The organism is Finegoldia sp. BIOML-A2 (assembly GCF_009678315.1).
Taxonomy (GTDB): domain Bacteria; phylum Bacillota; class Clostridia; order Tissierellales; family Peptoniphilaceae; genus Finegoldia; species Finegoldia magna.
This window is the reverse complement of the sequence record NZ_WKZE01000005.1, coordinates 52,730-65,326: the sequence shown is the minus strand read 5'-3', so window position 1 is coordinate 65,326 and position 12,597 is coordinate 52,730. Positions and strand designations below refer to the sequence as shown.

The following is a 12,597-nucleotide window of genomic DNA, read 5'->3' as shown; positions in this document are numbered from 1 at the left end:
TATCTAAATCAAATTTTTCTAAATTAAATTGACATCTTCCCCGTTCAAAACTTTTTTCACAGTTCTCATTGAACACATTTTACCGCACATTGTGCAAGAATCTTCTTCGATTGGTTGAGATTCTTTTCTGTATTTTTTTGGTTTTTCGCTGTCAATTGCAAGTTCGAACATTTTTTCCCAATCCAAGTTGAATCGGGCTCTGCTCATTTCATCGTCTCTTTCTTTTGCTCCAGGGATTTTCTTTGCGATATCTCCAGCATGAGCTGCGATTTTCGTAGCAATGATTCCTTCTTTCATATCTTCCAAGTTAGGAAGTCTCAAATGTTCTGCAGGAGTTACATAGCACAAGAAATCAGCTCCAGTACTTGCTGCGATTGCACCACCAATTGCTGATGTGATGTGATCGTATCCCGGTGCAATGTCTGTTACCAAAGGTCCCAACACGTAGAATGGTGCGTTGTTGCAGATTGTTTTTTCGATTTTCATATTTGCCTCGATTTGATCGATTGGAACGTGACCTGGTCCTTCAATCATTACTTGGACATTTTTTTCGTAGGCTCTTTTTGCCATTCTGGATAAATTGATTAGCTCTTGAATTTGCAAATCATCTGTCGCATCATTAATGCAACCCGGTCTTAAAGCATCTCCCAAGCTAAGTGTGACGTCGTATTTTTCGCAGATTTCAAGTACATCGTCGTATCTTGTCACAAGTGGATTTTCCTTGTTATTAGCAATCATCCACGCGAATAATAACGATCCACCACGTGATACGATTTTTGTAATTCTGTCTGTCGTTTTCAAATGTTCTGCGATATCCCTTGTAAGTCCTACGTGAATTGTGATGAAATCCACCCCGTCTTTCGCGTGTTGTTCCACAACTTGTAAGAATTCTTCTTCAGTAATATCCTTCAATTCCTTATCCAACATTCCAACGCAATCGTACATTGGAACGCTACCAATCATTGCAGGAGAATAATCGATAAGTTCTTCTCTGAACTGTCTAGTCTTGCCGTAATTTGACAAATCCATTATAGCTTCTGCATCCATATCGATTGCCACTCTAACTTTTTCCATTTCCTTTTCGATGTTGTAGCAATCTTTTGAAATTCCCAAATTCACGTTGATTTTAGTCTTCAATCCTTCACCAACACCGTGAGCATCCAATGATTTGTGGTTTTTGTTTGCAGGAATAACCACATATCCTTTTTCAACTTTTTCTCTAAGAATTTCTACGTCTATGTTTTCTTTTTCCGCTACTCTTTTCATTTCTTTTGTAATGATTTTCTTCTTTGCAGCGTCTAATTGAGTTGTATATTCCATAAATACCTCCTATGTTGATTTGGAGACTGGAAAAAAATAACGGATACATAACCCATGTATCCGCAAAAAACATTCTAAGTTCTTCCCTTCGCATGCATTATCATGAGCAGGTATAAGGGTTTCTATAAAGATCTCAGCGTAAAGCACCCCCAGACTCCGAATATATTATAACACAAACTTTTAATTTAATTCTACAAGCTTGATTTTGTCGTTTTTCTTAATAATTCCGCCCTTTAAAACTTTGCAGAAAATTCCTTCCGTTGGCATAATGCAATTGCCGACTTTTTGTTTAATCGCACAACCTTTGTGACATTCTTTTCCGATTTGAGTAACTTCAAGCACACATTCTCCAATCGTCAACACTTGACCGACAGGCAGTGTAAATAGTTCAATGTTTCTGGTTGTAATATTTTCAGCGAAATCTCCGTCTTTCAAATCAAGACCCATTTCTCGCATTTTGTCAATGGATTCTTCTGCCAAAAGCGACACTTGTCTGTGCCAATTTCCAGCGTGTGCATCTCCAACCAATCCATGATCAACTTTAAGTTCTGCAAATTCTACAGGAGTTTTTACAGTGCCTTTTTTCTCACTGATATTCACATCGATGACAACTGCCTCATCACTGTCAACACTTCTGTTGTACACGCCGCTTTTGCCACCTTCTTTGTGAAGTAACTCCACATTTGTAATTCGCATTGAACGGTCAATCGCCTTGCACATATCGTAAATCGTAAGAGCCGCCACACTTGCAGCAGTCAAACTTTCCATCTCAATTCCTGTTTTTGATTCTGTGTTTGATTGGACGAAAATATCTATAAAATCATCTGCTAATTCGAATTTAACATCAACACCTGTGATGAAAATATTGTGACACATTGGAATAATTTCCGATGTTTTCTTCGCAGCCATAATCGCAGCAGTTTGTGCGACACTCAAAACGTCGCCTTTTTTGATGGATTTTTCTGTGATTTTTTGCATAGTCTCTTTTTTCATATAAATCCTACTATGAGCCACAGCAACTCTTTTAGTAGTTTCCTTTTCAGATACATCCACCATTCTTGGCAAACCATCTTCGTTAAAATGAGTTAAATCCACATTAACCTCCTATAGTATTCATATCCCTTTTGTTGAAGTTTCCTTCTTCGAGATAATGTCTTTCTGGTTTATTGTATATTTCTTGTGTAATAATTTGTCGTATATCCTCGCCATTTCGAATACAATCTTTCAAATTAATCGACTTATTAGAATGCAAACACATCAGCAAATTGCCCTTGCAATCCAACCTAACTCTGTTACATTCTGAACAGAATTTGTGAGAAATCGGATTAATAAATCCCACAATAGCACCATTTGGATTGGTGTAATATTCTGCGACCTTCGATTTTTGTGAATCGGTGTCAATTTTTTGAAGATCGCCGATTTTTTTGATAATTTCTTCATTTGACACATAATCATCAGATTTTCCTATTGCTTCACCAATTGGCATCAGCTCAATAAATCTCACAATCACACCATTCTCTGCGAATTTCATAAAATCTTCTATCTCATCGTAGTTGAAATGTCTCATCACAACGGTGTTGATTTTAATTGGTTTCATATCCATTTGTTTTAATTTATCGATGGATTTCAAAACCTTTTTCAAATCTCCGCCGCGCGTTATGTCACGAAATTTATCCGCATCCAAAGTATCAAGCGAAATGTTGAATCTGTCCACGCCGCTTTTCTTTAAATCGTCAGCCATGTCGTACAATTTAATCGCATTGGTAGTCATACAGATTTCTTCGATTCCCATGTCCTTGATGCCTTTTACCAAATCCAATATTCCGTTTCTAACCAAAGGTTCGCCTCCAGTTAAACGTACTTTTTTTATTCCCAAATCTTTGAAAACTTCTACGATTTTCAAAGTTTCATCTATAGTTAGAATTTCGTCGTGATTCAAGTGCGTGATTCCTTCTTCTGGCATGCAATATTTGCATCTCAAATTGCACTTGTCAGTCACCGAAATTCTCAAATAATCTACCTTTCTTCCGAGAGCGTCTTTCATTTTACCACCTTTGTATATTATATCATATAACGCTTAAGGGTAAAAAATTCCCCAACTTGATTTCTCAAATTGGGAAATTCGTTCAAATTATTCTTTTAATAAAAGTTCCTTTGCTTTTTCTAATCTTTCTTTCATAGAATTAATGTGAGATTCAGACACGTTATCTTGATTGGATAATCTTTTGATACCTTCTTGTAAAATATCAATTTCGTTGTCGTAATCTTTCATGCTTCTGTAAACACTAGCATAAGAACTGTAAAGTGCAGGAGTGCACAATCCGTTTTCACGAGCAATGTCGTAATTTTTGATTGCAGATTGGAAGTGAGAATCCTTTCTGAATTTTTCTCCTTCGTTCCAATATCTCAAACCTTCCTTCGCACCCTTAGCTGGATCGTCCAAATTTTTGATATCAAACACAGCAACCCTACTGTTGTGTGGATGGATTACAACTTCTTTTGTAGTCTTGATTTTGTTGAAAATATCATCCAAGTTATCCTTATTCTTTTCTTTTAATTTCTTCAACACATCCATCATGTGATATACAGGAATTTTCTTGGAAAGTTTTTCTTGCGCTTTGTCTTCATATTCCTTAACCTTTGCAATTGAATCATCGCCAATGTAAATCCAAGCAGTTACATCATTTGCAAATTGGTTATCGACGATTTTAATGTTTTCGTGTTCCAACAAAGATTTTGTTTGGTTCAAATATTTGTCCAAATCATCCTTGTAAATGTTCGCGATAATTTCATCATCAACGCCCTTTTCAACTAAGTACACAGACTTCAAATTATCCAAGTCAACTTTTTCGAAATCATCATAATCCATATCCAAATAATGTTGTTCATATTCAGCAACATATAACACCGGCGCTTGTTCAAATCTATAGTTTGGTGTAGTTTCTGACTTTAACAATCCCGATTTTCTAGTAATCATATTAGGAGTCACACGATTGATAATTACATTGTCAGTTTCTTTCAACACTCTCTTCAACTCTTCTTGTTGCAAATCACGAGCTTCGTCTTCTTCTAAGTTGTCCTTGATGATTTTCGATTCCACATCTAATTTTTCCTTGATTCTTTCTCCGTGATAACTTTCAAATCCGAAAGACTTAGAATCTTCACCATAACCGTAACCAACGTAGAAGATTTCCCCAGTGTCCTTTACACTCCATTCAAAAACATACCAATCATTTTTGTGAGCTTGACTGTTAGTTTCCTTTTCTTCTGAAGAAAAAACGCTTTTTAATTTATCAAATATACCCATAATATCCTCCAAATTTTAAATAATACGATACATCAAATAAAGTCCCGCTAAAATGATTAAAATGAAAAACAAAATATCGAAATCTCTGTTTTTAATCGCTGCCAACATCTCCAAAACCATCAACATCAACACAATAGCTATAGAAGCATAAATGAAAATGCTTGATAACGGTGATATCAAAACGCTTACAAGTTTCGGATAACCCATTCTAAGTTTCAATTCCATAATAAATAGAATTACACCCACAATAATCGTCCTAAATTCGTATTTGTATAACTTGTTTCTCAATTTATTCATAGTAGTGCCTCCCAAGATGTTCTTTACATTACTTTGAATATACTTTTCTTTATTATACCATATTCGTTTTGTCCGAATAAAAAAACGCGAAAATTTTTGCAAACTTTCACGATTAAAATTTATTACGACAAATTAAAAATAACAAACCATTAATGCTAAGAATATCATACGGAACAAATTGTTTTGATTTCAAATCGAAAAAATCCGTCAAAAATCGTACCGCGTAAACGAAGTGTGCTTACGATTTTAGGATTTTGAGATTATGAAATCTTCAATTTGTGGAGTCTAGATATTCGTGCATTAAGGTTTGTTATCCAGTGTTTTTTGCATTAATGGTTTGTCATTAAATACTCTAAAATTTCATTTTATTCCAAAACTGGTGCCATTAGAACTTTTCCAGTTCCTCTGTACACATTTACAAGTCCTTCACCGCTTGTCGCAGAACCTATCAATGATTTACCAGCTCTTTCAACTGTAAAACTCAACGATCCACTCCAAGCAATTGCCATGTTTCCATCTATCTTCAACACATCATTGTCAAGCGTTATTTCAATCAATTCTTCTCTTGGTACATAAGATTCCAACGCAACAATTCCCGTTCCGTGAAGTCCTAAGTTGAATAGACCTTCTCCACCTGCAACAGCCGATGAAATATTAGATTGCATAATAGCTTTGTGTTCCAATTCAGAATCACAAGCCAAGAACAATCCATCTTCTATGATGATTTCATTATTCCAATCATCTGCATCCAACAATAAAATGTGCTTGTATGTCGGTTCCAACACCAAAAGCCCGTCGCCTGTGTATTCTGGCTTTATCGCACCTTCGCCAGTTACAGAACCACGCAAAGCTTTTTTGAAGAAATCCCCAGCACCTTTTATTCCAGTAGTTGAGCTAACATTTCCAATCATCCATTGCATAGCACCTGCTTGTACAGTTATATTTGATTGAGAAACATCACACACCAATTGTCTTCTTCTGACATTCATTTCAGATGCGAAATAAGAGCTTTGTGCTTGTTCGTAATCAACCGACAAATCCCTCTTGTATTCTACAACTTTAAATGCTCCATTTTGTTCTTTGATTATGACATCATCATTATCTTCAAAATTTTTAACTTTAAACATATAGCACCTCTTTTCATGAATATTATACCATATTGTTCAATTCGCTAATTTGCTTTTTGTAAAATTTGTTATATAATTACATCTTGGCTATTTTTGAATTTTATTATATAATTTTACAAAAGAAGGAGAGAACTATGAAAAAGAAAATATTAAGCACATCCCTTGCTTATGTAGCAGTGCTAACTGGTGCTGGGCTTGCAAGTGGACAAGAAATCTTGCAATATTTCACAGCTTATGGCAAATCTGGTTTGTGGACTGCGCTATTTGTTTTGTTGTTGCATACATTTATTGGAGCGATTATTTTAGAGTTGGGTTCGTATTATTTTGCAGATGAACACAGCGATGTTTTGGACGAGATAGCATCCAAAAAATTCACTAGAATTTTCGACATTTTACTTATTTTGACAGGATTTATAATCGGGTTCGTAATGCTATCAGGTGCAGGATCCAACCTCAACCAACAATTCGGACTAGCTCCATGGATAGGGTCTTTGATTTGCGCACTACTTGTAATTTTCGTGGGAATGATGGATTTTGAAAAAGTTACAAGAATTATCGGATCATTCACGCCAATTATCGTTGCGTTAATTTTAATCGCATCAGTCTATACAATTATAAAATTTGACGGAAGTTTTGACCAATTGGATCCAATTGCAAGAACTATTCCGAAAAATTTCGGCAATCCTTGGCTTTCTGTAATCAACTATTTTTCATTGTGTATGATGGTTGGTTTAAGTACGGCGTTTGCAATCGGTGGCAATCACGTTTTATCAGAAGAGGCCAAAGTTAGTGGATTGTTGGGAGGATTTATCACAGGAACAGTAACAGCTCTTTTGGCAGTTGTACTATTCATGAGAGTCGATATATTAAAAGATGCAGATCTTCCAACACAAACTCTAATCGAAGAAATCAATCCAGTTTTAGGTTTGATAATGAGTTTTGTAATATTCGGAATGATTTTCAACACAGCTATTGGCTTGTATTATTCGTTAGCTAAAAGAGCTTCCAAGGACAATCCTACAAAATACAAAATGTACTTGATTGGATTTGTAACGATAGGATTTTTCCTAAGCTTTTTAGGATTCAGAAAACTTATCAGCATCACATACCCAATCATAGGTTACGCCGGAATAATTTTGATAATATTCCTAATCTACGCATACATTAGAGATTTCCAAAAAATCAAAAAAGAATCCAAAAGAAGATTCAAAATCTTGGATTTATTGGAAAAGAAATACGACGACGATCAACATTACAGCAAAAAAGATGCCAGCAAAGTAAAATCCATGATTGAAGATTCTAACTTGGACAACAAAGTTTTGAAAGAAGAAATGGAAACAATGGCTGAAGAAAATCAATCAAATGATGATGAAGAAGATACGGAAGAATAATTTAAGGGCTACTATATCGGTAGCCTTTTTTATTGGAGATTTTGTAGATTAGAAAATCCTCTGGCTAAGAATATCATACGGAACAAATTGTTTGATTTCAAATCGAAAAAATTCGTCAAAAATCGTACCGCGTTAGCGTTAGCGTGCTTACGATTTTAGGATTTTGAGATTTAGAAATCTTCAATTTGTGTAGTCTAGATATTCGTGCTAGAGGATTTTTCTAATTCTTCGTGCCATATGATTTCTTGCTTCTCCTAATTAATTTTATTTGTTATTTTCTTGCATCATATTTTCATAAGTGTTATACTAGTTGAAATATTTTAAAGCGAGGAGATAATATGAAAACCAACAAAAAATCATTACTGAATTTTCTGATTCCATCGATTATCGGGATAATCATCTTCATGATACCCGTAAAATTCGATGGCGAATGGACAATAATTGTCAAAATTTTCGCTGATTTTATAGCCAAAACCATCGGCGATTATCTGCCAGCACTTTGTACAATTATAATCACAATATCATTTGTGATGAGCGTTTTGGCAAGTTTTAATGTAAAATTCATCAAAGAAAACAAACTTTTAAATCAAACATTTTCTGTAACGCCTGTGTGGCTAGTACTTAGAATTCTAGGATTTATCGTCGTGTGGATGGTCTTTTTGAAGGACAAACTTAACCTTGGGCCGTTTTTCGACATGATAGTTTCCGATGAATCTGCGACATTTATACTCAACGATTTGTTGACATCACTTGTAATTATTTTCGTAATAGCAAGTATGCTTCTACCACTTTTATTAGATTTCGGACTTTTGGAATTTATCGGTGCGATTTTCACAAAAATAATGCGTCCAGTATTTTTAATTCCTGGACGTGCCGCAGTAGATTGCATCACAAGTTGGATTGGAGATGGAACATTGGGTGTCATGCTGACCTCAAACCAATACGAATCTGGATATTATTCTGCAAAAGAAGCTGCAATTATTTCTACGAATTTCTCTGCAGTTTCCATCACATTCAGCCTTATCGTTTTATCCCAAGTTGACATGGTCGACTATTTCGGAGTGTACTACCTTTTGGTCTGCTTAGTTGGAATTGTCTGTGCGATTATAGTTCCAAGAATTCCACCATTGTCACTCAAAAAAGACGACTACGTAGTAAAATCTAATCATGATAACGAAGATATTGCAGAAAATTATTCTTCATCGGTACAGTACGGACTAGATTTGGCAATCAAACGTGCAGAGTCTCACAAAGGAATCGGAGAATTTTTGAAAAACGGAATCGAAAACGCATTTGGAATGTGGTTTTCAGTAATGCCGATTGTTATGATAATAGGAACAGCATCACTTGTACTTGCAAACAACACGCAAGTTTTTGAAATCTTAGGCAAGCCATTCTTGCCACTGTTGAACTTCTTGAAAGTTCCAGAAAGTTTGGCAGCCTCTAAGACAATGATTGTAGGATTCAGTGACATGTTCACACCATCCATCATCGCTGCAAGCACAATTCAATCGCAAATGACCAAGTTCATCGTAGCGACAATCTCCGTAACACAATTGATCTATCTATCAGAAGTCGGTGGACTAATCCTCGCATCGTCAATTCCTGTAAACTTGTTCGAATTATTCGTCATATTTATTGAACGAACAATAATTTCGCTTTTGATAGTAGCACCAATCGCACATTTGTTGTTTATGTAAACGAAAACCAGAGAACGTACAATTCTCTGGTTTTTTTGATTTATTCTATTGTCCACGTAATTGTAACAGTATCTTGCACATCAATGTCGTCAGCCTCAATGTCTATGTCATAGCCCGATTTTGCTTCACAAACCATCCAATCATCCATCGGCGAAGAATATATATCAATTTCTCCCCACGAATAATCTATGTTTAGTATTTCCTTCAACTTCACACCAGAAGCCTTCGCCAACACCTTTGCCTTCGTCGTAGAATCTTCTACAGCTTTTTCTAACAAATCATTCTTGACCTTTTCCTTGTCCTTCACGGTGTAATTAATATCAAACTTCACTTTTACATCGCAATGCGCCAATTCGTACAGAACTTTCCCCAGTATCTTATTGTCATTTTCAAACTCAATATATGTGCGATGCTCGTATTCGTAACCTACGAACTTTTCCTTGTAGTCGTTATTTTTATCGTGATAACTCTTGTATTTTGAATCAATCGAAAAATATGTCGTCTTCAAATTCTTCGGATCGAGCCCCGCATTTTTCAAAGCGTCTCGTAAAATCCTCGTGTCTTGTGTCGATTGTTCAATAGTTTCGTCATAATTCCAGCACAAACCCTCAGCCTTTATCATAATCTTGATAGTATCAGGCTTCACCGAAATCTTGCCCTTTCCCTTTACGCGAATAGTTCTTTCCATAATAATCTCCTTTTGATGATAAATTTATCCTACAACCTCGCCGATGTAAACACTTCTAAAGAATAATCTATGTATTAATTACTCAAATAATTATTTCTTCTCCTCTAATTTTTTAATACCGCCATCTCCAAGTTTTTTAAGTGATAACAATTGTGTTCTTGCAAGTTTTCTAAGTTCTACCATTCTATCTTTTTGATCCACACCTTTTCCAATAAGAATTGCATTATAACTTTCCATATTTGCAAGCACAAGTAATTCATTCAAGCTTGCATAGTCTCTCATATTGCCTTTTAAATCCGGATTTTCTTCACGCCACTGTTTTGCTCTCTTGTTAAATAAGGCAACATTAAGCATATCTGCTTCACTTGCGTATTTAAAAGATAATTGTTCATTAGTTAGGTCTTTTAAGAGATATTCTTTTATTGCATCTGTATGAATTTTGTAATTAATCTTGGAAATTTCTCTATGAAGATTCCAAGTTAATGATAGTTTTGAGGTTTCATCTTCCTTTAATCTTTTATAGTCTTGAATAATATAAAGCTTAAACTCTGGAGAAAGCCAAGACGCAAATTCCATTGCTATATCGTAATGAGCATAAGTTCCTCCATATCGGCCCGCTTTTGAAACTATACCTATGGCATCTGTAGATTCTATCCATTTTCCTGGGGTCATTGTGAATCTATTTAGGCCTGCTTCATTTCTAAACGTGTCGAATTGCACACGGTTAAAATTTGGATTATTCAAAACTTCCCATAATCCTATAAATTCAAGGGTGTTTCTATTTCTCATCCAATTTTGAATAACAAATCTTGGATCATCTGTGTTTTTATATTTTGCTATATCCGTTAAGCTTATATAATCATTTTTAAAATCTTCAGTATATACTTGAATTGAAAATCCCTTAGCAGAAATTTGATCTTTCTTGATTTTCGACAATTTACTCCCTCCTTATGCTGGTGAACTCTTTACAATTTCAAATCCAAGGTTAGCTCCTGTTATGTTATCCATGTGATCACCTGCTATATTTTCATTCTTGTTTATTAAATATTCTTACCTTTTATTATATCAAAATGAGTTTGTTAATTCAGCATTGTAGCTGTTTGTCTGTGCAAAAAAATAGAGCGAAAGTTTGATTTCTTTCGCTCTGATTTTAAAAATTAATTTTGTTTTATGAAAAAATCGGATTTGATTGTTCAAACCCGATTTATCGTTAAATATTAGTTGTCACTTCTTGCAAATCCGTTTTTCATTTCGCAGCTTGCTGTGAATAAAACGTCGTGAAGTAATTTGTCTGTTTTTTCTTTTAAGAAATCTGCCATTTCTTGGTTTGCTTTTTCAAGTAATTCGTGAGCGTTACCTGAGTTCTTAGCAAATTCTTCGTCGTATTTGTTGATGATTTCGTTGGATTTGGATTGAATTGCTCCTTGATATCTTTCGATAAAGATTGCTGTTTTGTTGAAGTGTGCATCGCAAAGTGCAGCTATGATTCTGTTAGCCCAGTAGAAGTTTTCTGATGTTGCTTTTACTACTTGATCACCTACATAGCTTGGAGTTGTTTCTACGTTTGCGTAGAATGCAACGGCTGCGTTGAATGCGTTGCTACCGAATGACAACCATTGAATTGCTCTAATTTCTTCTGGAGCGTATGGTCTTATTTGTGTAAAATGAGTTACATTGTCACGGCTAATTCCCAATGGACGATACATTCCGCGGTAGTTTGGATCTCCGTGTTTTGCGTAGCAATCATAAGGTGTTCCTTCGTAGTGGCTGGACAATATTGTCTTCATATCTTCAACTGTGATTTTTCTTTCTGGTACCATTGCCCATGGCAAATCATCAGATTCTGGTGTGAAATCAGCGTCTACTCCATCCCAAATCAATGTGTTAGGATTGAAATATCTAAGCATAATCCATGCTCTTGGTGTGTTGTATGTGTGATCTGAATGATCATGAGATCCGTATGCTAATCTTGGATTTACATAATCTTCTTGATCCAAGAATAAGTGATGTTTTTCGGACCATTCTTTCAAATCTTTTGAGCACATGAATTCATTTTGTTCACCATAAGCATCGTCGAAATCAAAATAATCAATTCCCAATTGGTTTGGCATTACAACGTATGCATCATCAGGAACTCTTCTTGCCATCCAGTGATGTCCGCCGATTGTTTCCAACCACCAAATTTCGTCAACATCTTGGAATGCGATTCCGTTTGATTCATAAGTTCCGTGTTCTTCAAGTAATTTACCTAATCTTTCAACGCCTTCTCTTGCAGAGTTGATGTAAGGGAGAACCAAAGTTACGAAATCTTCTTCTCCAAGTCCACCGAATTTTTCATCTTTTGTTGGAGATTGAATCAAAGGATCTGCTCCTTGAACTCTTGGATTAGTAGTGATCGTTTCAGTAGCGCTCATTGAAATATTTTTTTCGTTAACGCCTGATGCCGCCCAATCTCCTTCAAATGTGTCAGAGTTTGGAAGTGCTGTGTATCTCATAGGATTATCAGGTAAATCCACCTTGCATCCTGATAAAACTGATTCGTATTTTCTTGGTTGATCTTCTGGTTTTACAACTATAAATCTCTTAGCTGTAAAAATTCCAGAAGGGGAATCTTCACTTCTTGAAATAATTGTGGAGCCGTCAAAGCTCGCTTCTTTACCTACTAATAATGTAGTACATGCCATAATTACATACCTCCTTAAATGTGATATTCTTTTTTAATATCCAATATCATTATACCCCTTTTTTATATTTTTTACACAGAAAA

The 12,597-nt window shown here is 35.4% G+C and carries 11 protein-coding genes and 1 riboswitch; of the genes, 2 read left to right on the top strand and 9 right to left on the bottom strand.

Annotated features, from left to right (window positions below):
* Positions 1-18 precede the first annotated feature (18 nt).
* The 6 genes from thiC to GKF99_RS05675 all read right to left on the bottom strand — a co-directional run bounded on the left by thiC (position 19) and on the right by GKF99_RS05675 (position 6,051).
* Complete coding sequence (gene thiC / locus GKF99_RS05700; RefSeq protein WP_094204200.1) at positions 19-1,320, bottom strand: phosphomethylpyrimidine synthase ThiC; 1,302 nt, start codon at positions 1,318-1,320, stop codon at positions 19-21.
* A 66-nt stretch (positions 1,321-1,386) separates the two neighbouring features.
* Positions 1,387-1,481: riboswitch (TPP riboswitch) on the bottom strand.
* Between the two features lie 19 nt (positions 1,482-1,500).
* Entirely contained in the window at positions 1,501-2,415 is a 915-nt protein-coding gene (locus tag GKF99_RS05695; protein ID WP_172976427.1) for a cyclic pyranopterin monophosphate synthase MoaC/MOSC-domain-containing protein, read from the bottom strand.
* A gap of 1 nt (position 2,416) precedes the next feature.
* Complete coding sequence (gene moaA, locus GKF99_RS05690; protein ID WP_154272856.1) at positions 2,417-3,364, bottom strand: GTP 3',8-cyclase MoaA; 948 nt, start codon at positions 3,362-3,364, stop codon at positions 2,417-2,419.
* An 87-nt stretch (positions 3,365-3,451) separates the two neighbouring features.
* Positions 3,452-4,627, bottom strand: a complete 1,176-nt coding sequence (locus GKF99_RS05685; RefSeq protein WP_154272855.1) for a hypothetical protein — start codon at positions 4,625-4,627, stop codon at positions 3,452-3,454.
* Positions 4,628-4,642: 15 nt separating this feature from the next.
* Positions 4,643-4,924 (bottom strand): hypothetical protein, encoded by a 282-nt coding sequence (locus tag GKF99_RS05680; RefSeq protein ID WP_094206748.1) that lies wholly within the window; start codon positions 4,922-4,924, stop codon positions 4,643-4,645.
* 365 nt (positions 4,925-5,289) lie between these two features.
* On the bottom strand, positions 5,290-6,051 hold the full coding sequence (locus GKF99_RS05675; protein ID WP_110058393.1) for an AIM24 family protein: 762 nt from the start codon (positions 6,049-6,051) through the stop codon (positions 5,290-5,292).
* Positions 6,052-6,185: 134 nt separating this feature from the next.
* Here GKF99_RS05675 and GKF99_RS05670 point away from each other — a divergent pair, with 134 nt between their 5' ends.
* Together GKF99_RS05670 and GKF99_RS05665 are read left to right on the top strand one after the other, a co-directional pair.
* Complete coding sequence (locus GKF99_RS05670; RefSeq protein WP_154272854.1) at positions 6,186-7,442, top strand: hypothetical protein; 1,257 nt, start codon at positions 6,186-6,188, stop codon at positions 7,440-7,442.
* A 338-nt stretch (positions 7,443-7,780) separates the two neighbouring features.
* The gene (locus GKF99_RS05665) at positions 7,781-9,142 is read left to right on the top strand and encodes a YjiH family protein (RefSeq protein ID WP_154272853.1); all 1,362 of its coding nucleotides are present in this window, start codon (positions 7,781-7,783) and stop codon (positions 9,140-9,142) included.
* A gap of 40 nt (positions 9,143-9,182) precedes the next feature.
* On the opposite strand, the gene GKF99_RS05660 is transcribed toward GKF99_RS05665, so the two are convergent.
* The 3 genes from GKF99_RS05660 to GKF99_RS05650 form a co-directional block, all read right to left on the bottom strand.
* A complete protein-coding gene (locus GKF99_RS05660) occupies positions 9,183-9,830 on the bottom strand; it encodes an SIMPL domain-containing protein (protein ID WP_154272852.1) in 648 nt (215 codons plus the stop codon).
* Between the two features lie 90 nt (positions 9,831-9,920).
* Positions 9,921-10,766, bottom strand: a complete 846-nt coding sequence (locus GKF99_RS05655) for a KilA-N domain-containing protein (RefSeq protein ID WP_154272851.1) — start codon at positions 10,764-10,766, stop codon at positions 9,921-9,923.
* Positions 10,767-11,047: 281 nt separating this feature from the next.
* Complete coding sequence (locus GKF99_RS05650) at positions 11,048-12,514, bottom strand: C69 family dipeptidase (protein WP_154272850.1); 1,467 nt, start codon at positions 12,512-12,514, stop codon at positions 11,048-11,050.
* Between the last annotated feature and the right edge of the window lie 83 nt (positions 12,515-12,597).